The 24,182-nt window shown below is 38.2% G+C and carries 27 protein-coding genes; 9 read left to right on the top strand and 18 right to left on the bottom strand.

The features are described from left to right. The first annotated feature begins 11 nt into the window (after positions 1-11). Positions 12-1,319 carry a UDP-N-acetylmuramoyl-L-alanine--D-glutamate ligase gene (gene murD / locus ABMA76_RS13625; protein ID WP_393061867.1) on the top strand — a complete coding sequence of 436 codons (1,308 nt, stop codon included), beginning with the start codon at positions 12-14 and terminating at the stop codon, positions 1,317-1,319. Here murD and ABMA76_RS13620 read toward each other — a convergent pair. Genes ABMA76_RS13620 through ABMA76_RS13610 form a run of 3 tightly spaced genes read right to left on the bottom strand, consistent with a single transcriptional unit; the run spans position 1,312 to position 2,928 of the window. After that, on the bottom strand, positions 1,312-1,434 hold the full coding sequence (locus ABMA76_RS13620) for a hypothetical protein (RefSeq protein ID WP_021267166.1): 123 nt from the start codon (positions 1,432-1,434) through the stop codon (positions 1,312-1,314). The two genes, murD and ABMA76_RS13620, sit on opposite strands and share 8 nt — an antisense overlap. 52 nt (positions 1,435-1,486) lie before the next feature. Continuing rightward, the gene (locus tag ABMA76_RS13615) at positions 1,487-2,326 is read right to left on the bottom strand and encodes a matrixin family metalloprotease (RefSeq protein WP_393061865.1); all 840 of its coding nucleotides are present in this window, start codon (positions 2,324-2,326) and stop codon (positions 1,487-1,489) included. Further along, positions 2,326-2,928 (bottom strand): hypothetical protein, encoded by a 603-nt coding sequence (locus tag ABMA76_RS13610; protein WP_392911918.1) that lies wholly within the window; start codon positions 2,926-2,928, stop codon positions 2,326-2,328. The genes ABMA76_RS13615 and ABMA76_RS13610 overlap by 1 nt, the downstream gene beginning before the upstream one ends. 105 nt (positions 2,929-3,033) lie before the next feature. Here ABMA76_RS13610 and ABMA76_RS13605 point away from each other — a divergent pair, with 105 nt between their 5' ends. Further along, on the top strand, positions 3,034-4,158 hold the full coding sequence (locus ABMA76_RS13605) for an aminotransferase class V-fold PLP-dependent enzyme (protein ID WP_392911916.1): 1,125 nt from the start codon (positions 3,034-3,036) through the stop codon (positions 4,156-4,158). Between the two features lie 26 nt (positions 4,159-4,184). On the opposite strand, the gene ABMA76_RS13600 is transcribed toward ABMA76_RS13605, so the two are convergent. From ABMA76_RS13600 to ABMA76_RS13590, 3 genes are all read right to left on the bottom strand, one after another. Further along, positions 4,185-4,976, bottom strand: a complete 792-nt coding sequence (locus ABMA76_RS13600; protein WP_392911914.1) for a serine protease — start codon at positions 4,974-4,976, stop codon at positions 4,185-4,187. Positions 4,977-5,110: 134 nt separating this feature from the next. Beyond that, positions 5,111-6,256, bottom strand: a complete 1,146-nt coding sequence (gene tgt / locus ABMA76_RS13595) for a tRNA guanosine(34) transglycosylase Tgt (protein WP_392911912.1) — start codon at positions 6,254-6,256, stop codon at positions 5,111-5,113. Between the two features lie 47 nt (positions 6,257-6,303). Beyond that, entirely contained in the window at positions 6,304-8,472 is a 2,169-nt protein-coding gene (locus ABMA76_RS13590; RefSeq protein ID WP_393061863.1) for a hypothetical protein, read from the bottom strand. Between the two features lie 143 nt (positions 8,473-8,615). Here ABMA76_RS13590 and ABMA76_RS13585 point away from each other — a divergent pair, with 143 nt between their 5' ends. The 3 genes from ABMA76_RS13585 (at position 8,616) to ABMA76_RS13575 (ending at position 11,763) form a co-directional block, all read left to right on the top strand. After that, positions 8,616-9,917: a hypothetical protein gene (locus ABMA76_RS13585; RefSeq protein ID WP_393061861.1), complete on the top strand. Its 1,302-nt coding sequence runs from the start codon at positions 8,616-8,618 to the stop codon at positions 9,915-9,917. 108 nt (positions 9,918-10,025) lie between these two features. Then, the gene (locus tag ABMA76_RS13580; RefSeq protein ID WP_393061859.1) at positions 10,026-11,333 is read left to right on the top strand and encodes a DEAD/DEAH box helicase; all 1,308 of its coding nucleotides are present in this window, start codon (positions 10,026-10,028) and stop codon (positions 11,331-11,333) included. A gap of 16 nt (positions 11,334-11,349) precedes the next feature. After that, the gene (locus ABMA76_RS13575) at positions 11,350-11,763 is read left to right on the top strand and encodes a hypothetical protein (protein ID WP_393061857.1); all 414 of its coding nucleotides are present in this window, start codon (positions 11,350-11,352) and stop codon (positions 11,761-11,763) included. On the opposite strand, the gene ABMA76_RS13570 is transcribed toward ABMA76_RS13575, so the two are convergent. Next, complete coding sequence (locus ABMA76_RS13570; RefSeq protein WP_393061855.1) at positions 11,760-12,212, bottom strand: hypothetical protein; 453 nt, start codon at positions 12,210-12,212, stop codon at positions 11,760-11,762. The two genes, ABMA76_RS13575 and ABMA76_RS13570, sit on opposite strands and share 4 nt — an antisense overlap. Before the next feature lie 28 nt (positions 12,213-12,240). Beyond that, positions 12,241-12,639 (bottom strand): hypothetical protein, encoded by a 399-nt coding sequence (locus ABMA76_RS13565; protein WP_393061853.1) that lies wholly within the window; start codon positions 12,637-12,639, stop codon positions 12,241-12,243. 48 nt (positions 12,640-12,687) lie between these two features. On the opposite strand from ABMA76_RS13565, the gene ABMA76_RS13560 reads away from it, so the two are divergent. Then, positions 12,688-13,350 (top strand): hypothetical protein, encoded by a 663-nt coding sequence (locus tag ABMA76_RS13560; protein WP_392911900.1) that lies wholly within the window; start codon positions 12,688-12,690, stop codon positions 13,348-13,350. Between the two features lie 38 nt (positions 13,351-13,388). Here the strand turns inward: ABMA76_RS13560 and ABMA76_RS13555 are convergent, their stop codons facing one another. From ABMA76_RS13555 to ABMA76_RS13545, 3 genes are all read right to left on the bottom strand, one after another. Further along, entirely contained in the window at positions 13,389-13,820 is a 432-nt protein-coding gene (locus ABMA76_RS13555; RefSeq protein WP_021267338.1) for a TraR/DksA C4-type zinc finger protein, read from the bottom strand. 197 nt (positions 13,821-14,017) lie between these two features. Beyond that, entirely contained in the window at positions 14,018-14,368 is a 351-nt protein-coding gene (locus tag ABMA76_RS13550; RefSeq protein WP_392911898.1) for a hypothetical protein, read from the bottom strand. Positions 14,369-14,386: 18 nt separating this feature from the next. Beyond that, positions 14,387-14,917: a hypothetical protein gene (locus ABMA76_RS13545; protein ID WP_393061851.1), complete on the bottom strand. Its 531-nt coding sequence runs from the start codon at positions 14,915-14,917 to the stop codon at positions 14,387-14,389. Positions 14,918-15,025: 108 nt separating this feature from the next. On the opposite strand from ABMA76_RS13545, the gene ABMA76_RS13540 reads away from it, so the two are divergent. Continuing rightward, positions 15,026-15,730, top strand: a complete 705-nt coding sequence (locus ABMA76_RS13540) for a 4Fe-4S cluster-binding domain-containing protein (protein WP_393061849.1) — start codon at positions 15,026-15,028, stop codon at positions 15,728-15,730. A 4-nt stretch (positions 15,731-15,734) separates the two neighbouring features. Here ABMA76_RS13540 and ABMA76_RS13535 read toward each other — a convergent pair whose 3' ends face one another. The 6 genes from ABMA76_RS13535 to ABMA76_RS13510 all read right to left on the bottom strand — a co-directional run bounded on the left by ABMA76_RS13535 (position 15,735) and on the right by ABMA76_RS13510 (position 21,391). After that, positions 15,735-16,124, bottom strand: a complete 390-nt coding sequence (locus tag ABMA76_RS13535) for a hypothetical protein (RefSeq protein ID WP_392911892.1) — start codon at positions 16,122-16,124, stop codon at positions 15,735-15,737. Between the two features lie 83 nt (positions 16,125-16,207). Beyond that, on the bottom strand, positions 16,208-17,251 hold the full coding sequence (locus tag ABMA76_RS13530; protein ID WP_393061847.1) for a SprT-like domain-containing protein: 1,044 nt from the start codon (positions 17,249-17,251) through the stop codon (positions 16,208-16,210). Positions 17,252-17,301: 50 nt separating this feature from the next. Beyond that, positions 17,302-17,886, bottom strand: coding sequence for a redoxin domain-containing protein (locus ABMA76_RS13525; RefSeq protein ID WP_392911888.1), 585 nt, complete (start codon positions 17,884-17,886; stop codon positions 17,302-17,304). A 101-nt stretch (positions 17,887-17,987) separates the two neighbouring features. Continuing rightward, positions 17,988-18,749 (bottom strand): succinate dehydrogenase/fumarate reductase iron-sulfur subunit, encoded by a 762-nt coding sequence (locus tag ABMA76_RS13520; RefSeq protein WP_040314528.1) that lies wholly within the window; start codon positions 18,747-18,749, stop codon positions 17,988-17,990. A gap of 30 nt (positions 18,750-18,779) precedes the next feature. Next, positions 18,780-20,720 carry a fumarate reductase/succinate dehydrogenase flavoprotein subunit gene (locus ABMA76_RS13515; protein ID WP_392911886.1) on the bottom strand — a complete coding sequence of 647 codons (1,941 nt, stop codon included), beginning with the start codon at positions 20,718-20,720 and terminating at the stop codon, positions 18,780-18,782. Next, positions 20,720-21,391: a succinate dehydrogenase cytochrome b subunit gene (locus ABMA76_RS13510; protein ID WP_392860362.1), complete on the bottom strand. Its 672-nt coding sequence runs from the start codon at positions 21,389-21,391 to the stop codon at positions 20,720-20,722. The genes ABMA76_RS13515 and ABMA76_RS13510 overlap by 1 nt, the downstream gene beginning before the upstream one ends. Before the next feature lie 155 nt (positions 21,392-21,546). Here ABMA76_RS13510 and ABMA76_RS13505 point away from each other — a divergent pair, with 155 nt between their 5' ends. Together ABMA76_RS13505 and mgtE are read left to right on the top strand one after the other, a co-directional pair. Beyond that, entirely contained in the window at positions 21,547-22,401 is an 855-nt protein-coding gene (locus tag ABMA76_RS13505; protein WP_392911884.1) for an MBL fold metallo-hydrolase, read from the top strand. Positions 22,402-22,477: 76 nt separating this feature from the next. Next, positions 22,478-23,812 (top strand): magnesium transporter, encoded by a 1,335-nt coding sequence (gene mgtE, locus ABMA76_RS13500; protein ID WP_393061845.1) that lies wholly within the window; start codon positions 22,478-22,480, stop codon positions 23,810-23,812. Positions 23,813-23,841: 29 nt separating this feature from the next. On the opposite strand, the gene ABMA76_RS13495 is transcribed toward mgtE, so the two are convergent. Further along, positions 23,842-24,182: hypothetical protein (locus tag ABMA76_RS13495; RefSeq protein ID WP_393061843.1), on the bottom strand; the 341-nt coding region annotated here is incomplete at its 5' end.

Raw genomic sequence — 24,182 nt, 5'->3', positions numbered from 1 at the left:
GTAATAGTCATATGATCATCAATGAATCGCTAAATAAGTATAATAAAATCGCTGTTGTTGGCCTTGGTCTTTCTGGTCTTTCAGCTCTGCGCTTACTGACTTTTCTAGGTAAGGATATTTATTTAGTTAATCAAGGGCCCATTGAAACGTGGCCTGTCATTGAGGACTCTTCTTGTATCAAGGCCAAGGTTTCTCAGGAGGAGGCCACAGAGCTTCTAGGGGAAATGGATCTAATTATTCTATCGCCAGGAATATCTAAGAAGCTTCCACTATTTTCCAAAGCGACTTGTCCGATTTGGTGTGAGATTGAGTTGGCCTATAAATTTGCAGATGCTCCAATTCTAGGAGTAACTGGAACGAATGGAAAGACAACGGTTGTCTCTTTCTTGGAGGAATGTGGTAAGCAAGATCCGACAGGGAATTACTTTATCGGTGGTAATATTGGAACGCCATTTTGCGATTATATTTATGAGCGCATGAGTGGAGAGCGTGAACCTGCTCAAGGGATTATTTTAGAGCTCTCAAGCTTTCAGCTTAACTTGATTGATGAGTTTCAATGTGATGTTGCTGGGCTTTTAAATCTAACTTTTAGTCACGGTGAACGCTATGATGACTTAAAAACATACGGACAGGATAAGTTCGAAATTTTTAAAAATATGGCCAATGAAGGGATTGCCTTTCTTCCGAATGATTTAGAAGTCAAGAATGAGTATGCAATTCGCAATGAGCATCAACTAGACCTTTCAATTGATAAGGTTAAGGAAGAACTTTGTGAAGTTATTGATATTAATAAGCTTAAAATTTACGGTGAACATAATCTTGTGAATACATACTTTGTGTATCTTATGTGGGATGCATTTACTGGTAATATTATGGCCTTCCAAAAGGCCTGTGAGACCTTTAATGGAGTAGAGTACCGCTTACAGATGATAAAGGAGGACAATGGGCAATACTTCTTTAATGATGCAAAGTCGACAAACTGGGAAGCGACTCTAACGGCATTAAATGGAGTTAAAGATCTTGGCAATGTGGAACTCATTATTGGTGGCCAGCTTCGTGGTCACGGGGATAATCAGTTAGAAAAGCTCTTGCCATTTAAAGATCAAATTAAAAAGATTCTCTTTTTTGGAGAGTCTGGAAAAGTATTAAGCGAATTGAATTTTGAAATTGAATCTGAATATTTTGAAAATTTAGATGAGATATTTAAAGCAGGATTTAGTGCAGATGTTATTTTATTTTCACCGGCATTTCCTTCTTTTGACCAATACGCAAATTACGTCAAAAGAGGTGAGCATTTTACAAAATTAGCTCTTACTTAAGAACTGAAATTGTAACCTTCTGTGATTTGGAGTCTCTCATATTATCTGCAACAGTAATCTTGAATAAGAATATAATGAGAATTCCAATAATAAATTTACCTGACTTTGATTCCATAATGTGATTATCGGTACTTAGTGACAATACTTTAGTAAAATATTGTCTTTTGTTAATAAATTTTTGCTTGTGCAAATTTCTTAGATGTAACTAAGACCAATAATAGCATGGCAAGGCCTACAATCAAGGCGGCGGAATCCTTTGCTGACGGGCGTTCAGAATATTGCGTACTTATCTTTTTCTCAATTTCCTCATTAATATGACCACCGAGATTGGCACTGTCCTTAACCGGTACAATTGAGCCACACATTGGGATTTGCTCTTTTGGGTATAGGTATGTGGCCCCGTCCCAGTCATCTTGCCCAATTGTTTCTCGGCCAGTGAGGTTTCTAAAGTACATTAGAGAACTTTCTTTTGAAGAGTGCCCAAGGCCAAAAGCGTGGCCGATTTCATGTGCAAAAAGAGCAATCTTTTGTGCTCTTGTTTGGTCGTTGTAGCGAGTACCTGCGATATCATTAAGCCCAATAACAGAGCCCTGGATTTCAGTACCACTTAGATTATTTGGAAGAGTAACAGCTAAAATTCCAGTTGAAGTAAAAACTGTATTATTGCTATTACAGACTATTAGAATTTGCGTATTCGTACTTGGAACCTGACTGACGCAGCCAGCTTCACCTGCGGCACAGATTTGTTCAGTAGTATAATCTGCATCAACCGTTAAAATATTACCGCCCTTAAGATGAAGGCTACTTGTTGCAATTTTATTCCAGTACTCACTTGCTGCAATCTCTACCATATCCATGATTTCATCTGCAGAGTCCGTAATATTTGCACAGGCGTTGTCTGCAACATCAACACGTATTTCTGGATTTGAAAAACGGATTGGAATATTTGCATTGATTGTAAATGCGAATGAATACGTCGAAAAAAGTAAGCAGAGAATAAGCTTCATTATTTATTTCCAAATGTATAGTTTAGCGATAAAGCATAGCTGAATGCTCGCTCGTCACCATCTTCAATATTGAAGACACTTAATTGTCCATTAACAAAGTACGTCTTATTAAAGAGGTAGTCCCCGCCGAGGATGACAATATTATTAACAGCAGTTTGGTAATCTTCTGGAGTATAGAATTGCTGCGTCGACATTCCATTTCCTAGGGTTTGAATCTCTCCATCCATGGCCGTGTAAGTAAAGAAAACTCCAAGGCCCGCGTGCATTCTAAAGTTTTGATTAAATGTATGTTCAATGAGGGCATGAATCCAAAAATTCGTTACAGTAACAGCACTATCTTCACTTGATTTAGGGATTGTTAGGCCAGCTTCAAGATTAAGTGCTTTTTGCCATGGAATATCTGTACGATAATTTGCTCTGATAAAGGGGTTGAAAGTGAAGTAGTTTCTACCTCCATCAATTTCGGTTTGAATCTTACCGACATACTTCGTCAAGTTCCCAACTCCAAGTGAGAATTCGCCAGGAATATTAAGGTCCTTAGCAACAATGGAGAATGGAAATATGCATATAATGCATAGAAGTAGGGTACGAGCTATTTTCATGTCATAATTGTTAAGAAGTTTTCAAGGTTTGACAACTTCTTATTTGTTTTCAAATACTAGCATTTTCATTAAAATACCCCTAACCACTTAAAAAGGATTTTAAATATGTTCGAAAATTATAAGGTACCTAGTGAATTAATTCCAAGCGATCCAAGATTTGGTGTAGGTCCATCTTTAATACCAACTGATTTTTCAGTACGTCTTGCTGAAACAAAAGCAAATCTTTTGGGAACATCTCATCGTAAGCCTGCTGTAAAAAATCTTGTGAAAGAAATTCAAGAAGGCCTAGCAAAGTTTTACAACTTACCAGAGGGGTATGAAGTTGTTATGGGTAACGGTGGTGCGACTTTTCTTTTTGATATGATTGGACTTGGTCTTGTTCGTAAAAAAAGTGTTCATTATACATGTGGAGAGTTTTCAAATAAATGGTTTAAGTCACACAATGGAATCCCATGGATTGAAGCTCAAGAAGTTGCAAGTGAGTACGGGCAAGGTTGTGAACCACAAGGATCAGATGTACATACTGATGCAGATATGATTTGTTTCACTCTTAATGAAACATCAACGGGTGTTCAGACAACAACTATTCCAAATGTAAATGACGACACTCTTGTTGCCGTTGATGCAACAAGTGGTGCGGGACAGATCCCATTAGATATTTCAAAAATTGACTGTTATTTCTTTTCTCCGCAGAAAGTATTTGCTTCTGAGGGAGGGCTATTTGTTGCCATCATGTCCCCGAAAGCACTTAAGAGAGCATCGGAGATTAATGGAACTGATCGCTATATTCCAGGGATTATGAATTGGCAGACAGCTATTGATAATTCTGTAAAGAATCAAACTTATAATACACCAAGTATCTCAACTCTTTTCTTCCTTAATGAGCAAGTAAAACTTATGAACTCACAAGGTGGGCAGAAGAATGCAGTTGATCTTGCACGCAAGAAAGCTGATATGATCTATGGTTGGGCACAGGAAGAAAGCTTTCTAGAAGCTTATGTTGCGGATGAGAAGTATCGTTCAACTTCTGTTGCGACAATCAATGTCGATGATAAGTATGAAGCGGCAGCGCTTATTAAAGTACTTGAAGCACAAGGTGTTGTTAACGGAATCGATTCTTATAGAAAGCTTGGTAAGAACCAATTTAGAATCTCTCTTTTTCACAATGTGAAATTTGAAGACCTACAAAAGCTTACAAAAATTATTTCAAGCGCAATTAATCAAGCATAAGAAAAGGAGCACGAGGTGCTCCTTTTTTATTTCATTTGAATAGTTTTTAAATCAATGGACATTGAAGAGTTTGTATAGAATTCCATAAAGTCTGTACCAAGATTATCCCAAACTTCACTTGAGGATAGGGGATTATTCTTTGTTTGGTCAGCGACGCCAAAAAATAATCCGATGATATCACCTGTGTCACTGTTCATAATTGCACTACCTGAATCTCCTGATTGAGCATCACAGGCCGTAAAGAAGACATCTCGTACCTTGTCTTTGTTGAAAATTAAATCGATATTTCCCGTTAAGTAGACACAATCCTTATCTTGAATAATACTTGCATCATATCTTCTAAGGTTGGCCTTCCCGGCACCAAAACCAACTGATACCAAACGATCTCCTGCTTTAGGTGTGGGGTAGTTTAACTTAATATCACTTATACTTTCTAGAAATGAGATGCGGTTGGTTTTCTTTACTGTAAAGTATGTATAGTCGGAGCCAGACTTTATGCTACCAGAGTCGAGAGTTCTTTCACATTTTCCACGAAACTTCTTAAACTCTTCGTTGATGATGAGGATTTTGGAGTCGTGACATTCTCTCTGGCCTGAAATGACATGATAGTTAGTTAAGAATGTATAAGATGTTTCGTCTTGCTTATAGAGAAAAGCAGTCCCAACTTTCTTTTGCCTTTCATTGACAACTTTCACTGTTCTTAGAATTAATTCTTGAATCGTAGCTTTTTGAGAAAGAAAAACTTCTTGTGTGAGCTTCTGCCTATTCCACTCATCACCACCAATATAGCGTTTGGCCATGGTCAGGTTTGTCGTCATCAAAAATATAAGTAGTAAAACTAAGTAGAACTTCCTCATACGAGGTTTTAGCTTAGAATGTAATATGGGTCTATATATCTGAAAAGTTTATAAGAAAAAGGGACACTAGAGTGTCCCTTATATAGATTACTTAATTAGTTTTTAGCACCGTCATCTTTATTGTAGCTCTTTAGGAAGTCAGCTTTCCACTCATTGTAGCGATCATTTAAGATTGCCTCACGAGCTTCTTCGGCCATATTCTTATAGAACTCGATATTGTGCATAGTTGCTAGAACTTGTCCAAGGATCTCATTTGAGTCAAATAAGTGCTTCACATAAGCACGAGTGAAGTTCTCACAACAGTAACACTTACAATTTGGCTCAATTGGAAAGAAGTCACGACGATAGTTCTTGTGACGAATTCTGATTTTTCCACGTTTTGTAAATAGAGTCCCACCACGAGCAAATTTCGTAGGAATGATACAGTCACTCATATCGATTCCATGCTCCCAGATCATGCAAAGGTCTTCTGGATTACCAACACCCATTACGTAGCGTGGTTTATCTTTTGGCATCTTAGGCCCTGTGTACTTAACGATTTTTTCCATTAGCTCAGGTCCTTCACCAACAGATACACCACCAATGGCATAACCTGGAAGGTCACGCTTAACAAGCTCGTCAAGACACTCGTCTCTATAGTCATCGTAAGTTGAACCTTGGATAATTCCAAATAGCGCTTGCTTTGGGTTGGTCCAAGCGTCGATACAACGATCTAGCCAACGGTGAGTACGATCAATAGAGTTCTTTGTATACTCACGTGTTGCAGGATATGGAATACACTCATCAAATGCCATCATGATATCTGATCCAAGCTCTTGTTGAATTTGGATTGATGTCTCAGGTGAGAGCATAATTGCCTTACCTTTGTGATCTTTGAACTCTGCTCCTTCTTCCTTGATACTCTTTCTTTGAAGAGAGAATACCTGGAATCCACCAGAGTCTGTAAGAATTGGTCTGTCCCAATTCATAAATTTATGAAGTCCACCTGCTTTTTGAACCAGCTTTGAGCCTGGTGATAAGTGAAGGTGGTATGTATTTGAAAGAATAATTTTAGTGTCCAGATCCTTTAGGAAATTTGGTGGTAGTGCTTTAATTGCACCGTGAGTACCAACTGGCATAAAAACTGGAGTTGGGATTTCTCCGTGAGGAGTTGTGATAACGCCTGCTCTTGCTCCTGAATTCTTATCTTCGTGGACAACTTTGAACTTAAAATGTTCTTTGACTTGATCTTGAATGCGCATAGATCACCCTTTGTCGTAACTCGACTGTTGAAATATTTCTACTAACTTTAATTATTTAAAGTACTTAGCTTTAATATTTCTTTTGCCGCTTCTTGTCCAACAGTATTTGGGCTACCTTGTAAAAATTTGGCCAGATCTTTGGCAAATTTTACGAAAGAGGCGCGATTCTCACCGTTGTCCTTAAGAGAGACGAGTTGGTTGATCTCTTCAAGTTGGCTCATTAAAATTGATTTATTAGTCCCTTGATGGGCCTTCTCAACACTGTCGATATATTCAATTTTAACCTTTGGTCTTGCTAGGAAAGTGAAGCCTTCAAGCTCGCTTGATTTCATATTTCCGCCAACCTTAGCAAATTGCATAACTTGGTCTTGAGCAATATAGAGATAAACTTCATCACTACTTCCTCGATAGAATGAAGTGAATTTATTCAAGTTTCGATACTGCTTATAATCCATTTTAAATTCTGAAAATGCTTTCTTTGATTGGCCAATCGCAAGAAGGTCAACATGGACAAGATCTTTAGTCGATCGGCCTTTAATGATTTCACCGGCCCAAAATAATTTTCCAAAGTCTTCTCTTGTTAAGTAACTCGACTTTTCATCTTTATAAAATGAACTTAGGTAAGGGTAGCGATACTTAAAAAATGGGATTGAGCTAAAGCTATTTTCAAATCTTTCAAATGGCATCGAATCTGTCATTTTAACGACATATGTGTTGGCCGTGTCTTTGTTAATGATAAAATAAGCAGGTCTAGGGCCACCTACTCTAAGTACAAAATGCTCTTGTGAGAACTTCTTTGAGATAAGAAGCTCTTTAATCTTTAACGGTCTCTTTCCAAGCTCTTTAGGAACATTGATTTGTGTTGGAGCTGCAGTATTGGAAAAGCCCTCTTGGATAATTGGATAACCAATTACTAGGAGAGTAAAAATAGCTAAGTTAATAAGTGAAATAAACTTGAAGCCTTTTACTCGATAAGTAATACGTCCTCGAGTGATTAGCTCTTTTAGTGAGGGAGTATCAAAAACCACAGGCATCTCAAAAAGAGGAATAAGATGTGCAATTAAGTCTAGTGGTGTTCTAAGTACGGCCTTGGCCCTTTTTGATAAGAATGAACCAGAAGTTGTTGCACCACTAATAAAGAGAGTTGGCGACACGCTAAATATTAAGTTGGAAACAAATAAGATTCCAAAAAGAACGATAAAGATTTTTGCAATATCTGGACTAAGCGAAAACTCAACATATTTTGCTAGTTCTGTATTGGCCAAATCGGCCAGCTTAACACTTAACGACTCGATGGCCTCAACTTCCACTTGTGTTGAAATAATCGTGGTTGCAAAGACTAGTGATAAGGCACTCACAAAGCGAGTAAAAGGCCCTACTAATTTATTTTCATTTTGTTTTGCTTTCTTTTTCTTCTGTTGTGCTTTTCTTATTTTTGCACCTTCATAGTCGCGGGCAGTTCCTAGCTTAAGACCTGAGGCTTTTTCTTTTGATTTATTTGACTTTTTCTTTGTTTTTTTCTTCTTCTTGTTTTCACCTAGAGGGCGACTGATATGCTCGCTTTGTTTTGCAACCTTCTTTTCTTGTTCAGATTCCGCATTTTGCAGGCGAGCGACATTTAGAACTTGAGTGATACTAAGAGAGTCTGTATCTTCATCTACTTTTTGTTGTGTTGGTTGATCTTCATTAGTCTCGATAATAAATGAAATATCTTCTTCGTCACTGTCGGAGTCATCATCAGATTCATCTCTTGTAAGCATATCACTACTTGTCGTTTCAAATGAAGGAGAGTTGCCTTGAGTGGCGATCTTGATATCTTCAAGTGACTCCTGGTCTTCTTGGTGATGGAAATTTTGTACTTCATCAAGGCCAAGATCGTCTTCATCTTTTTCAGATGTAATTTCAAACTCGTCAGGTGTCTGTTGGGCATGAGAGAGAGTTTTTAATTTGAATTCACTTTTTTTATAGCTAAGTCTCTCTCCAACTTCCATGAAGTAAGTCGAACCTTCTTGAAGAGGCGTTTCTTGTAATTTCGCATCCTGAATTTTTTGAATTAACTTTAGGACTAAGCAGTCGTCATCAACTTGAACCTTGATGCTTCCACCATTTTCAGAAATAATTAATTCATTATTTTCTTCTTTAAAAAAGAACTCTTTAACTGAGATAATAATTTCTTGATTTTCATTAGAATTGCTGTGGATAAAACCAACCTGCATAGTCAACCTTTGTTAAATTCAAATTAAATTCCTTTTTATTTTAAAGGGATTATATAAATTTTCCTACTAATTTTTAGAATTCATTCTGTGTTAATATTGGTTAAGACAATTAAGAAGATTTAACCACGGAAGGGGACAAATAAATGAAAAAATCTTTTTTAGTAAGAGCGACATTTGCTACGCTCTTAGCAGGACAAATGACTTTTGCGGCCGATGCTAATTATGATGTACAGGATCGTTTTCGCTTAATGGAAGACAAATTTCAAACTCAAGAATTCCTAAGAGAGCCTGGGCATGACTTTCTCGTCGATATGTCAGTTTATGCTAACACTGATCTTATGGAACTAGTTGGTGATGTATCAGATGCTTCTGATGCAGCTGATCCAGATCAAGCGGCTGCGGATGTTCTTTCTGCTTATGCTGATACGGAACAAAACCTTAGATTAAATGTAGAAGTAGGGGTACCTCTTCCATCATTCAATGCTTTCAAAGGACTTATTAGCCCAAGTGTAAGACTTGGTGTTAATATTGGTTCACTAATTGGAATTGGTGAAGAAAATATTGAAACTGATACACTTATTAATGCTATTCCAGTAGATGCAGAAACGAAGACTATTCTTCAAGATAAGCTTACACAAACAGTTTTAAATAAAGTACTTGCTGGAGCGACTTCTACTGTTTCTCAACTAGCTGATGACCTTGGGTTAACAGGTGCAGAAAAAACACAATTTGAAGCTGAACTTACTGACGCTCTTGGTGGAACAGCAATTCCATTTGCTGGATCTGGTACAATGGCACCAATTATTGATGCTTATGTAAAAGCAGACGTTACAGCAGGTCTTAACTTTGACTATAAGAATGAAAGACACTTTGGTTCTTTCTCTCTTTACGGTCTATATAGAGCAGACGTAAGACGTGTTCTTGATCAAGACGCAATTGCTGGAGAAAACGATGTTATTGATACTGAAAATCTTGATCAGAATATGACTCTTTATGCGATGGCCGACATCACTTATGGTTTTCACTGGCTATCAAACTTTAGAACAATGTTTAAGATCCAAGATATCGCTCTTGCGACAGTGATTGAAAATGATGAGGGTTACCTTCCACTATATGAACCAGAAATTGGTTACCGTATGCATACTGATTATAGCTTCAATCTTTCAAATATGAGAGTTCGCCCATTTGTTGGTTTTCACATGAGAGATGGTTATGATTTCGCTGATGGAGTTTACGCTGGTACAGACGTCATGTTCCATGTTTGGAAGGAAAGACTAGCTGTTACTGTAAGAGGGATGGTTGACTCTGAACACCTAACTCTAACACCAAGACTTAAGCTAGGATTCATGGATTTCATGTATTCTCTTAAGCAACCAATCACTTCAGAAGTACAAGGTGTGAAAATTTCAACAATTCACTCTGTAAACTTCAGACTACACTTCTAATTTAAGAAACATTGTGTTAAATATCGGGGGATCAAAAGATCCCCCCATTTATTTCTGCGTAGACCAATGCTGGTCGCGAGCGGAGTTGTCTATTTAGGAGAGTACAAAATGGCAAAAAACACAAGAGAATTTGTTGAAATTGTTGATATGGACCTGTTTTCAGGTTTCTTAAAAGAAAATAAGCTATCTAAGCCGACAGAAGTTCAGTCTGAAGCAATTCCTGAGTTTCTAGATGGCCATAACCTCCAGGTACAGGCCCAAACAGGTAGCGGAAAAACCCTAAGTTATCTTCTTCCTCTATTTCAAAAGCTAAAAGAAACAGAATCTGAGTTAAAGAACCAAAAAGCAGGTTCTCCACGTGCCATCATCTTACTTCCAATCAAGGAACTTGCTATGCAGGTCTCTGATGAGTGTAAGAAGATCTCTCACCATGCAAAGATGCGTGTTCGTCTTGCTCTTGGTGGTGAAAAAGGTAAGAAAGTAAGCACGCTTAAAAAGCAAACTTTTGATATTCTTATTGGTGGACCTGGCCGTATTAAGTCGATGCTTGAAAAGAAGGAAATTCGTCTTGATGAGCTTGAGTATCTGATTATTGATGAAGCGGATCAGCTCCTTGATATGGGTTTCATGCGTGAACTTAAGGCAATTCGTCGCCACCTTACTTCTTCGTACCAAGCGTGTCTTGTGTCAGCAACAATGGCCGATGACTTTGACATGCTAAAGGCCGATTTCTTTTCAGGAATGGAGTTTAAGTCAATTAGTTTAGTTGGTTCACATGGACTTTCTCAAACAATTGAAACATTTAATATCGCCTTGGACTATACAGAGAAGAATGCCATGCTAGATGTTTTCGTTAAGAAAGAAGCAAAGGGTAGTGGAATTATCTTTGTTAACCAAAAAGAGAAGGCCGTTGAAGTATATAATTATATGAAGCAGGCCAATCTTGTGAAGAATCTCTATGTTTCTCATGGCGATATTACAGCAAAAGAGAGGAGTGAGAACTTTAAAAAGTTTAAAGCGACAGGTGGTATCCTAATCACAACAGATATGGCCGCTCGTGGAATTGATATTAAGACTCTTCAGTGGGTACTTAATTATGACCTACCTTTTGAAGCTGTTTACTATATCCACCGTTCAGGCCGTGTGGGACGTGCCGGAAGAGCTGGAAGTGTTTACAACTTTGTGACGAAAAAGGATCAGAAATTAATTGGCCAAATCAATGAGGCGATTAAGAATCAGGATACTCTTATGATAGATCCAATCTTTTTAAAGTCTATGGCAAAGAAATCAGGTGCTAAGAAGGCGACAAAGAAAGTTGCTCGAAGAGGGAAGCTTCCTCAAAAGAAGACCACGTCACGTACAAGCACTCGTACACCATCTCGTACATCAAAAAATTCTCGCGGCAGACGCCGTTAAATGATAAAATGCTAGTATGTTTAAACGTATTAGCATTTTCTTTTATCTTTCATCATTCTTTATTATGTCATCATGTTCTGAAAAGGATATTTATACTCCTTTAGAAATGTTTGATATGGCCTATAAGTTTGATAATACAATTGAAGAAGTTCGCATTGGCCTAAAAGAAGAAGGTCGTCATTTAGACTGTAAGGACTATCCAGAAGGTTGTATTGTCGGCTCTCCAAAACGTTTTAAAGTTAGATTAGTTGAAATGATTGTCGTTCAGTATTTGACGTCACATGAAGCTTGCTTGGCCGCATATAAGCTTAATCAATACTATGCTCGTAATTGGCTATTTGATGATGTTGCTAGTGAGCCTGTTCTTGTCGATTTTGTTAAACAAGTCTACAAGGCCAAAAATCCACAAAAAAAAGAAGATTGTAATTAGTCCATTAGCCACTGATTAATTTCTTCGTGATACTCTTCTAATTTCTTATTTGTTCCAATGATATCACTACTGGTAATAAGAAAGCATTTATTGCTTTTCAAGCGTACTTGAATGGCGTGATTTGATGTTGTGGCACCTCTCGTTCTTAAGAGTTCGACTCTTTCTATTTCATCAAGTCCAAATTGAGTGATTTGTTTTCTAAGAAGGGAGCGGGCAACAAGCCTTGCTGTATTTCTGGGTTTACTCATCTCAAGATGACGATATTTTAGAAGTGATAAAACGATTGTTGGTGTAAAGAGAAAGAGTAGAAGGTCTTTTTGACCAAGCTTATTATTGAAGGTCATGTAGCTGCCAAGTCCGACAACAACTAAAAGAATACATAATAGCGCTAGCTTTGATGGAAATGAATTGAGTGTTAGGTTTTGAAAATTCTTTTCAAGTTTTAACATATCAATCTCCTGTTGTGCCTATCCCATTTTATACTTTAAAGAAGTACTTCTTAAATCCTGTTTGGAAAGCATCGATCTTTACTTCCCATGCATTAATGAATTCAGGATTTTCTTGTCTATACTCTTCTAATGTTTCCTTGAATAACATTACCCATCGTCCAAGTTCACCTAAGCGGATATTTAAGTATTCGTGGGCCTCAAGCAAGTGGGCCGCTGGACGTGGAAATTTTATTCCTAATAACTGTGCCTGCCAAAAGGCGTTGATAACCTCTAAATGCTCATTGAAGTCATCTATATTTGCTAGTGGGCCATTATTAGCGGTTATCTTTCTAAAGTGATAACCAATGAAAACATCATTAATGGCCTTGGTGTAAAAAGACCGAGTAACTTTCTCGATTAAATTAATCTTGTAATCATTGTCTGTCATAAGTTAAGTCTACACTAAATTTTGTGCTTTAAATACCGATGAAAGTTTATGAAGAAAATAATTATATCTTTACTTTCATTACTCCTAGGTAAATTTATCTATGCAGGTCCGTTAATTTCAGTAAATAACGATACATGTTGGTATAAAGAAGACCAAGGTCGTACAAAAATTGCATCCTTTAATGATCAAGTAAGTCTTAATACAAATCGTGATGAAATATTAGGCCAAGTTGTTCAATACCTACATGAGCAAAAATTTGTGGCCGAAAAAATTGATATGATTCACACTTATGGACTGTGTGGCCCTAAGCTTTCAATGGCATTTCGTATCTCTTATGAAAAAGTCGACTACTGTCTTAGGGCAAGTTTTGAAAAAGATCTAGGTCTAAAGTTTTCAGGGGTTGGTCTTGCCCAAGAGAGTAAGGGGGCCTGTCAAAGTATAGCGAGTGATAAGCTAATCGTTTCTGTTGATCAGGGTAATATTGTCGATTTACAAAAGTTTTTAAGCGAGCATGGGCCAAGAGTTAAGAAAGTAGATAAGCTTTCTTCAAAAGTCTATGTTCTGTATTTTGATGTTCAAAAAGATGAGATTAAAGATATTAGAAAGAGTGTCATTGAAAGCGGAATCGCTAATTCAGCGGAGTTCTCAACGGGGCAATATCATATTGCAGATGAGTTTGAATTATTAAGTATTAGTTACTTTAGAAAGTAAGCACAAATAAAAAAGGCCTCTAAAAGAGGCCTTATTTTTTATCTTTTTCCAATTTCAGCAATTGTCTTTCCAAGAGATTTAGAACGCTTTAAATAAACATTCGATTTCTCTTCGTGCTCAGCTTCTTCTTTACATGCAATGCAAAGCTCAGCAGTATTTCTCGCCATAAGACGGTCAAAACCAATCTCAATATCACACTCATCGCAAAGTCCGTATTCACCTTTTTCGATTTTTGTCAGTGCTTTATTGATTTTCTTTACGTAGAAGTTTTCACGATTTCTGAAACGAATTTCCTGCGATGTTTGAACGTTTGCTACTGCCTCATCTAGAGGGTCAAGTAGTTCGTTCTTGTCCATGCAATACTGCTCTTTCTCACTGTTTTTGTTAAGAATTCTTTCTTTGTCAGCAAGTAGCGCATCTTTAAGTGCAGCTATTTGCTTGTCCGATAGATACGAGTTAGCTCTGTTCATTTCGACTCCCTTGTGCCGTGTTTCTTCCAGTGAAACAAGTTGCTTGTAACCTTAATTTTGCGCTTAGGCAAAACAATTACGCACAACAAATATTGTGTTCGTGTGTTGTAGAAAGAATTTACTGGTCTGAGAGGTGTTAGTAAAAGGTATTTTTCTTACAAAGGATTACTTTGTCATGGAATATCAATACTTTAGAGCTAATTATTTGGAAACGATGCTTCACAATGAGGACAAAACTTCCAAAATTGCTTATCAACCTCTGTTTTACAGCCTGAACAGGTAATTATTGCACTTAATTCTTCGAATGCTTCGTCATACATATTGGCAAAGAGATCACTTCTCATGGCCGCGATCGTCGTAGGGTGTGCTCTGAAAGTACCAGGCATTGTTGTGTTTGGAATGAATTTTGCGGGAGTTACACTCTTGTCTGGAAAAATTTGAACTTGAACCTCTTGTGAAGGCTGCATCTTATACATTTGCCTATTAGCAATATTGCGTTCGTTCTTTAGTAATTCAAAATTATCATTGGCGCTAAATTTTCTATCCATGAAACAAATTGTAACACACTATTGCCAGCGGTGTTCAAGCAGCTCAATAATTTCCACACAGGCCTTCTTGTGTTGATTAAAACGTGCAAAGAAGCCCGGTTTGGCCTCTAGGACGGCCTTTTTAAAATAGATTGACTGTGAACCTAGGGATTCAATCAGGCGTAGGGCCCATTCAAAGACTTCTGGGTTTTGATGGCCTACAAGCTTTTCTAGGGTCTCGAGAAACTCAAATGGTAGCCTTTCGCCTCTTTTATGAAATTCATCGATAATCTGTTTTCTGGCCACTCCAAGGCATAGGGTTAGGACTTCTGGGTCGTGGCATAATGCCAAGCAATTCATGATTTCTGGGTAGATAATATGATCAAGTGTGATTGTATTATCGAGTAGGCATAGAAGTGGGATGAGGGCCTCCCAATTCTCTTCACGATTTAGCTCTTCAAAACGGGCCTTAAAGAGACTGAAGTCCTCTTTGGTATAGGTACAATTTGGTCTTTTGCCGGCCTGTAAATCAGCAATGACAGCACGAAATTGTTCATCTATATCAATCATATTTCTTCCTTTGGGCCATTTTTCATGTAGCAATTACTCGATTTACTTTTAAATATATGACATTTTAAGGCCTTATGCTATATAAATACCCTTTAAGAAGGTTTTTCAATGCAACAGTATCTTATTAACGACATTTACCGCGCTACAGAAGGAGAGGGAGTCTTTGTTGGCCGCTCACAGGTCTTCGTACGTTTTCAAGGTTGTGCCGTTGGTTGTATTAATTGTGACTCGATGGATACTTGGAGTTTTGAAATTGAACCGACATCAATTGAGTCGATTTTTGAAAAGGTATTAGAAGAATCTTATCAAGGAAAAATCGATTGGATCTCAATTACAGGTGGAGATCCTCTTCATCCTAAGCATGTTCCAAGTGTTGTGGCCCTTTCAAAGTTTTTAAAAGAGAAAGGTTTTAAGCTTAATATTGAAGCGGCTGGAACACGTGTTGTTGATGAAGTTTTTGAAAATCTCGACTATATTTCATTTGATCTTAAAACTCCTTCTACAGGTGTTCAAACTCGTTTAGCATTAATTGAAAAGCTTGCTCAGAACTATGATGGAAAATTTCAGCTTAAAGCTGTCATTGCTGATCGTAAGGACTTTGATTATACATTAGGTGCTTATCGAAAGCTTGAGGAGAGTTTAGGGACGATTGAGTTTCCTTGGGTACTTACTCCATGCTTTGAACCAAGTGAAGAATTTCCAATGCAAAGATTCATCGATATTCAAGAGTGGAATCAATTAGAAGGTGGACCTTTCAGAGTGATTGGGCAGCAGCATAAATGGATATATGGCGCCGATAAGAAAAGTGTCTAAATAACTAAGCAGCTCTTCGAGTTTTTGCCAAAGTTTCTCGTTGCTTGGCCTCTAGTAAATCAATACCATACTTTTTAATCGTACCTAGGTCAGTGATCGTGTATGAGCTTGACTCTGCCTTTGTACGATCTTCGGCCGAGAAGTTGTCACAAATAACGACAAGTTTAGTATCTTCAGGAAGTTTCTTAAGAGCAATCTTTATAATTCCTTGTACTTTTGCAAGTGAGTTTGTGCAGTAGACGACGTACTTCTTGTCATCTTTAGAGACGCTAAAATGCCAAAGGTTGGATTTATTCTTAGACTCAACAACATGGTACTCATACGATTTAAAAACCATCGTACATTGAGTGATAAATCCTTTAATAATTTTTTTGGAATTTGCTATCTTCGCCATTAGATCTCCGCTTTACCAGTATCATATCGGTAGTTTGAGCAAAATATTAAGAGTTTTTGTAAAGAAAGATTCCTAACTAGATCTTAGTTACTTAGAAGTTTAGTTCCTGACTTTTGTCCAATTCCTTTACCCATTTTAAATTGTTTTCCCGCCTTAGCGCCAAGATTCCATGCATTTGCATCAAAACTTGTTGCCTGACTTGTTTGTGATGATACGCGAGGGTAGACGCGATTTCTGTGGGCCTCTGCTAGGCCTTTAATGTGAATAAGCTCACGGGAGCTAATCTGTTTACTTTGGTGACCTTTTAACTCATTTAGAAACGACTTAGTAAAACTCTTATAGTAGGAGTTACGTGCTCGAATACCTTTTAAATTTGATGACTTCTTTGCCTGCTTCCATAGGCCTTCCATTGCGTTAGCTGTATAGTCATAAATAAAGTGAGCGGCCTCAACATTTTCCTTGGCACCGATAATTTCAAGATAACCACCACCGCGGCCTGAACTAAAAACAGGAGAGACGGCATATTCTTTGAGAATGTCGTAGAGACAGTCGTGAAGAATATTTCGTCTTTTAAAAGAAGCGACACGTTTGACATATGTGTCTTCAAATTCTTTCATATCAAAATCTGATCGCGTTAAATGATTAAGTTTTAATTTGTTAAGGTTATGCTTTTGAATGAGGTCGTTGGCCTTTTTCGCAGCAAGCTTGGCCTCAAATTCATTTTCCGACTTGGCAAGCTCAAGAAGTTTTTGAATCTTAGCGGTAATATTGTCGTTTGTTCTTACGAATGCCGTTAGGTTGACTTGAGATTTTGAAAAGTTCTCGTCCCACCCAAAGCGTTTAAATATATTTCTAAACTCCACGCCGTGGGCCTGTTCATGAATGCCACATTCAATATGGACTAAGAAATGGGCCAGCTCATGCTTTAGGACATTTTCTAAAAGCTTGTCATCGTTAATCGTAAGAAAGCATTTATTAATACCAATTTGGTAGATCAATGGGTCGTAAAACCCCAGGATCTTATCAGAGTCATTTACCACAAATGTAAGTGGGTACATGACGCCTTTAAAATGAAGGCGTGAGCGCTTAAAAGATAGCCCAATGCTCGCAAAGATATCACTTGCCATGAGTCTGATTTTTTTTACAAATAATTGGGTGTTTTCGTTATAAATAAACATTAGTACTTAACACTACATCCATAAGGTTTCGTTCGCGCTGGGCTTACTTTTTTATTTTCTTTTAGCTGTTGTAGTGCGTTTTTAACATAGTTTTGAGCATTTTGAATATCACTTTTGTCGGCCGAAGGAATGCTATCAATTGCACCCATATAATCGATGAGTCCCTTTTCATTGATTATAAATATTTCTGGTGTCGTCTTAGCATTGTAAAGCTTTCCAACTGTTCCGTCCGTATCAATGAGAAGGTGAGTCGCATGTGATTTTTCAACTTGTAGGCGATTCTTCGCAGCTTGTGCATTTTTGATGTATCCCTGCTTACCAATATTAGATGAATTGATGGAAAGCCAGTGGTAACCACTTTGCTTTGCTCGTTTTTGTGTTTGCTGCATATTCATCGAATCATAGTGCTTTCTCACAAAGGGGCACCCTTCGTTATACCATTCAAGGATAACTTTCTTACCTCTATAAGATGACAGAGAAATTTGTTTCCCTTCTTGATTCTCAAGGGTGAAGTTCGGTGCCTTGTCTCCAGGGGACAAAGCAAGTGTAAGTGTTGTTATAAAGAGAGAAACTAATACTTTCATAAATGCTCCTTTCGATAATTCTACGCTGTGAGTTTAGAGCTTACAATAAATAAAGGCCTACATTTGTAGGCCCTTATTTTATCTGAATTTAATTAACTAAATTAAACAGTTGGTGTCGTCTTAGAAGTAACAGCTGCTTTTAGTAGCTCTCTGTTCATACGAGCAATATTTGTGATTTCAATTCCTTTCGGGCATGAAGCTTCACATTCTGCTTCGTTAGTACAGTTACCAAATCCAAGATCATCCATCTTTTTAACCATGTTTTGAACACGTTGAGAAGCTTCAGCTTGTCCTTGTGGGAGAAGTGCCATTTGAGAAACTTTTGCTGATACGAAAAGCATAGCAGAAGCGTTCTTACATGAAGCAACACAAGCTCCACAACCGATACATGCGGCCGCATCCATTGCTAGGTCAGCTTGTTCTTTTGGAACAAGGATTGCGTTAGCATCTTGTGCGTTACCAGTGTTAACTGAAACGAAACCACCAGCTGCGATGATTTCATCAAATGCACTACGATCAACCATAAGGTCTTTTTCAACAGGGAAAGCTCTTGCTCTAAATGGTTCGATTACAATCGTGTCACCATCAGAGAATTTTCTCATGTGAAGCTGACAAGTCGTTGTTTCAGCTTCTGGCCCATGTGCTTGACCATTGATCATTAGAGAACACATACCACAGATACCTTCACGACAGTCGTGGTCGAAAGCTACTGGCTCAACACCTTGTGGGATAAGTTCTTCGTTTAACTGATCTAGCATTTCAAGAAATGAAGCATCCGGAGAAACGTTTTCTAAAGTATAGTCGGCCATTTGACCTTTATCTTCACGATTCTTTTGACGCCAGATTTTTAGATGAAGTGTCATATTATTATTGCTACTCATATCATATACCTCTTATTTGTAACTTCTTTGTGTTAGTGGAACGTTAGGGAAGTCTAGTTCTTCCACGTTTCTAATTGGCTCACTAGCTTCACCAGTGTATTCCCATACAGCTGCGTGACAGAAGTCATTGTCATTTCTTAGGGCCTCGTTCTCATCAGTTTGAGACTCTTCTCTGAAGTGACCACCACATGATTCTGGTCTTTCAAGAGCGTCGCGTGCCATTAGCTCACCAAGCTCTAGGAAGTCTGCAAGACGGTTAGCTTTTTCAAGCTCGATATTGATCCCATCTGCTGTTCCTGTAACTTTAACGTCTTTCCAGAATACTTCACGAAGTTTCTTAATCTTTTCAATACCTTCTTTAAGAGTCTTCTCGTCTCTTGCCATACCAACATGGTTCCACATGATTTGACCAAGTTCTTTGTGAATTGACTCAACTGATCTTGTACCGTTGATTGAAAGTAGCTTAGAGAATCTTTCTTTAGATTCTGTTAGTGCCTTGTCAAATTCTGGGTGATCAGTTCCTACTTTATTACCCATAAGTTTTTCAGTTGCTAAGTAGTTAGGAACTGTAAATGGTGCAACAAAGTAACCATCCGCTAGACCTTGCATAAGTGCAGAAGCACCTAGACGGTTTGCACCGTGGTCTGAGAAGTTAGCTTCACCAAGAGCAAATAGTCCTGGAACAGTTGTTTGAAGGTTATAGTCAACCCATAGACCACCCATTGTATAGTGTACAGCTGGGTAAATTCTCATTGGAACTTTATATGGGTTTTCATCAGTAATTCTTTCGTACATATCAAAAAGGTTACCGTAGCGCTCTCTAATTGCGTCTTCACCATCACGTGCGATTGCTGTCGCGAAGTCTAGGTAAACTGCTTCTTCACCAGCACGTACTGACTTACCTTGATCAATTTGTTCTTTTGCGTTTCTAGAAGCAACGTCACGAGGAACAAGGTTACCAAATGAAGGATACTTTCTTTCTAGGTAGTAATCTCTTTCTTCTTCTGGAATATCATTTGGTGCTCTGTGGTCTCCAGCTACTTTTGGAACCCAAACACGTCCGTCATTTCTTAGAGACTCAGACATTAGAGTAAGTTTCGACTGATTTTCACCGTGTCTTGGAATACAAGTTGGGTGAATTTGAGTGAAACATGGGTTAGCAAACATTGCACCTTTTTTGTAGGCCTTCCATGCTGCTGAACCATTTGAAGTCATAGCATTTGTCGATAGGTAGTAAACGTTTCCGTATCCACCTGTACACATTAGAACTGCATCTGCTGCGTGCTTTTCAAATTCACCAGTGATTACGTTTCTTGTGATGATACCACGTGCACGGCCATCAACCATAACTAGGTCAACCATCTCACGACGAGTTAGCATTTGAACTTTACCACGACCTACTTCTTTCATTAGAGAAGAGTAAGCACCTAGTAGAAGCTGTTGACCAGTTTGTCCACGAGCATAGAATGTACGTGATACTTGAGCACCACCAAATGAACGGTTAGAAAGAGTTCCACCGTATTCACGAGCAAAAGGAACACCTTGAGCCGCACATTGGTCGATAATATTATTTGAAACTTCAGCTAGACGATAAACGTTAGCTTCACGCGCTCTATAGTCTCCACCTTTTACAGTGTCGTAGAATAGACGCCAGATTGAGTCACCATCATTTGGGTAGTTCTTAGCAGCGTTAACACCACCTTGAGCTGCAATCGAGTGAGCACGTCTTGCAGAGTCTTGAAGACAGAAACACTTAACGTTGTAACCTTGCTCTCCAAGAGTTGCTGCAGCAGATGCACCAGCAAGTCCAGAACCAACTACGATTACTTCAAACTTACGTCTGTTGGCAGGGTTAACAAGTTTCATGTTGAATTTATGTTGAGTCCATACCTTAGTGATATCGTCACCAGCAGGAACTTTTCCATCCATTTTTTTGATATTCATATTAGTCATTACATTCCTCCCTTAACGTGACACCAAATTGCGATTGTTGAGTATCCAACAGTTAAGACAACAGCGTATAGTTTTGAAAGAAACTTGATCGCTGGCATATACTTAGGGTGGTTAAATCCAATTGATTGGAATGCTGACCAGAACCCGTGAGATACGTGAATTCCAATAACAATCATGAAAACTACATACATTCCCACATTAAGAGGAGAAGCAAAGTACTCAATTACAGTCTTGTAAAGGTCACGAACTTCCATTCCATTTAATGTTGTCATATATACAGCACCATACTTAAAGTTAATTAAGTGCATGATGATGAAGAAAAGAATTAGCATACCAGTGTATGGCATTGTTGAAGATGCGAAAGTTGCTCCACGTCCTGTTGGTTGCTTCATGTAGTAATTAACCGGACGAGCTGCTTTATTTTCCATCGTAAGTTTCAGGGCCATAAAGAGGTGAGTTAAAAAGATTACAAGAAGACCAGCTTCTGCAACGTAGATTAGTGGGTTAGAAGTAAGCGTGTAAGCGTACTTGTTAAAAGCGTCTGCCCCAACCATTAGTAAAAAGTTACCAAGCATGTGTGATAGTAGAAAACCACACAGAAGTAGTCCCGTAACTCCCATTACTTGCTTTTTAGCAACGGAGTTAGTCAAATAAAAGCGTAATGCTGACATTGATACATTTCCTTTGTCTAATTTAATAAAAATTTTAAAATGTTATTTGATTGGATTATAATCCTTTAATCACCAAAACTTAAGTGAATTTTTAAGTGAATTTCATTTTGTGATGCGCGGTGCAAATATACCCTCAAGGATTAGGAGAATTTTAAATGTTGATCCACTCTTTTTTTGATAAAGACACTAATACTCTGACTTATATCATTTACTCTTTGGTTTCAAAGAGGGCCATTGTAGTCGATCCTGTTTTAAACTTCGACTACGCAAGTGGTTCTGTGTCAACAAAAGAAGTTTTACTGATCGATGAGTTCTTAAAAGAGAAGGATCTTGAGCTTTCATATATTTTTGAAACTCATGTTCACGCGGATCATCTTTCTGGTGCATCAAGCCTAAAGAAATATTACCCTAGTGCGAAGATTGTCATTCATGAAAATATCAAAAAGGTACAAAACGTCTTTAATGAAGCTTTCCGTTCTCAAGTGAAAGAGGACGGCTCTCAATTTGATTTATTAACTCGTGAAGGTGAGGTTTTTAAGGTAGCAGATGATCTCGAAGTCGAAATTATTGAGACACCAGGGCACACTCCTGCTTGTATGAGTCTTTATATAAATAAAGAGGCACTCTTTGTGGGTGATGCTATTTTTATGCCTGATATGGGAACTGGCCGTTGTGACTTTCCAAAAGGAAGTGCAGACGACCTATATGAATCAATTCAAAAAATTTACTCTCTCGACGATAGTTGTAGTATCTACGTCGGCCATGACTACGGCCCTGGTGGGCGTGAGATTATGTTTAAGACAACTGTTGGAAATCAGAAACGCAATAATATACAATGTAAGGCAAGTACTACTAAAGATGAGTTCTTAGACTTTAGAACATCTCGCGATGCTGTTTTAAGTGCTCCTAGACTTTTGATTCCCAGTATTCAATACAATATGAATGGGGGAGAGTTCATTTTTAGTGAAGAAGATGGCGCGCCATTTTTTAAAGTTCCAATAAAATTGTGATGTGAAAATCTAACTAGCTAATTTTATTTAAGTTTGCACTTGGAATGTCGATTAGTATTTTGTGGGAGCAAATTAAATGACAAATGAAACTCATCCAGAAATTGAGAATACAATGCAATTTACCAAAATTGGTATTGCCTTAAAAGATTGGCCTTCTCTTTCTGAGTCCGAGCGTCTGTCGACTTTTAATAGCATGTCAGAAGAAGAGGCCCAAGACTTCTTTGACTCACTTGATTCGAATTATCAAGCCGATCTTTTTGAACAATTTGACCGAGATCTTAAAAGGCGTTGGGCAAATGATTTGGCCTATGATGACTTGGCCGATATTTTACAGCTTCTTGATCATGAACAAGTTGAAGAGACTCTATCTCTCTTAGCTAAACATGCCCGCGTTGAAGTTATGGCCCTAATGGCCTACGCCGAAGACGTTGCCGGTGGTCTGATGAACTCTAATTATATTCGTCTTCGCGCGAATATGATGGTGGAAGAGGCCATTCGCTATATCCGTACCCAGACTCTTAGTAATGTTGAGACGATTTATTATACTTATGTGATTGATACAGCTCAAAAACTTGTTGGAGTGGTTTCTCTGCGTGAGCTTTTTGGTGCTCGTGATGGCCAAAAGATTTCTGAATTAATGACAACAGGTGATGACCTAATTGCTATCCCTGATAATATGGATCAGGAGGAGATTGGTCGAGTTTTCAGTCGTTTCGAACAAGTCGTTCTGCCGGTTGTTGATGAAGAATTCCGAATGAAAGGGATCATCACAATTGACGATATTATTAAAGCGGTCGAAGAAGAGACGACAGAAGATATGCAAAAGATTGCGGCCGTTGAGTCTCTTGATGCTCCTTATCTTGAAGTTGGATTCTTTGAAATGACAAAGAAGCGTCTTGGTTGGCTAGTTATTCTTTTTATCGGCCAAATGCTTACGGCCACGGCCATGACTCATTTTGAAGCGGCCATTGCTCATACTGTTGCGCTTGTTACTTTTATTCCTCTTATTATTTCATCTGGTGGAAATTCTGGTGCGCAAGCGTCAACACTTGTTATTCGCGCCCTTGCCCTTGGTGAGGTTAAAAATAGTGACTCACTTCGTGTCTTTTTTAGAGAGCTTGGATCAGGTCTTTTTATGGGATTTATTCTTGGAATCTTTGGCTTTATGAGAATCTACTTCTGGCCACATGCAAATGAAGCCTATGGTGTAAACTTTGCAAAAATCTCTCTTATCGTTGGCTGCAGTATTATTTGTATTGTCATGTGGGGGACACTTGTAGGCTCAATGCTGCCATTTCTACTTAAGAAGCTTCGCTTTGACCCTGCTACGGCCTCAACTCCCTTTGTCGCAACGATTTGTGATGTGACGGGAATCATTATCTATTTCTCAATAGCTCATGCGCTTTTATAAGAAAGGCCCTCGATTGAGGGCCTTGTTTTTTATTTTGATTTTTTCTTTGCAGTTTTCTTGGCCGTTTTTTTAGCGACCTTCTTCTTAGCGACTTTCTTTGCCGCTTTTTTAGGGGCGGCTTTCTTTGCTACTTTTTTGGCCGTTTTCTTAGCTACTTTCTTTGCAGTCTTTTTGGCCGTTTTCTTAGCTACTTTCTTTGCAGTCTTTTTGGTCGTTTTCTTAGCTACTTTCTTAGCTACTTTCTTTGCAGTCTTTTTGGCCGTTTTCTTAGCTACTTTCTTTGCAGTCTTTTGGGTCGTTTTCTTAGCTACTTTCTTAGCTACTTTCTTTGCAGTCTTTTTGGCCGTTTTCTTAGCTACTTTCTTTGCAG

It is taken from the genome of Halobacteriovorax sp. ZH5_bin.2 (assembly GCF_043196375.1).
Lineage (GTDB): Bacteria > Bdellovibrionota > Bacteriovoracia > Bacteriovoracales > Bacteriovoracaceae > Halobacteriovorax_A.
This window is presented reverse-complemented; position numbering and strand designations above follow the sequence as displayed.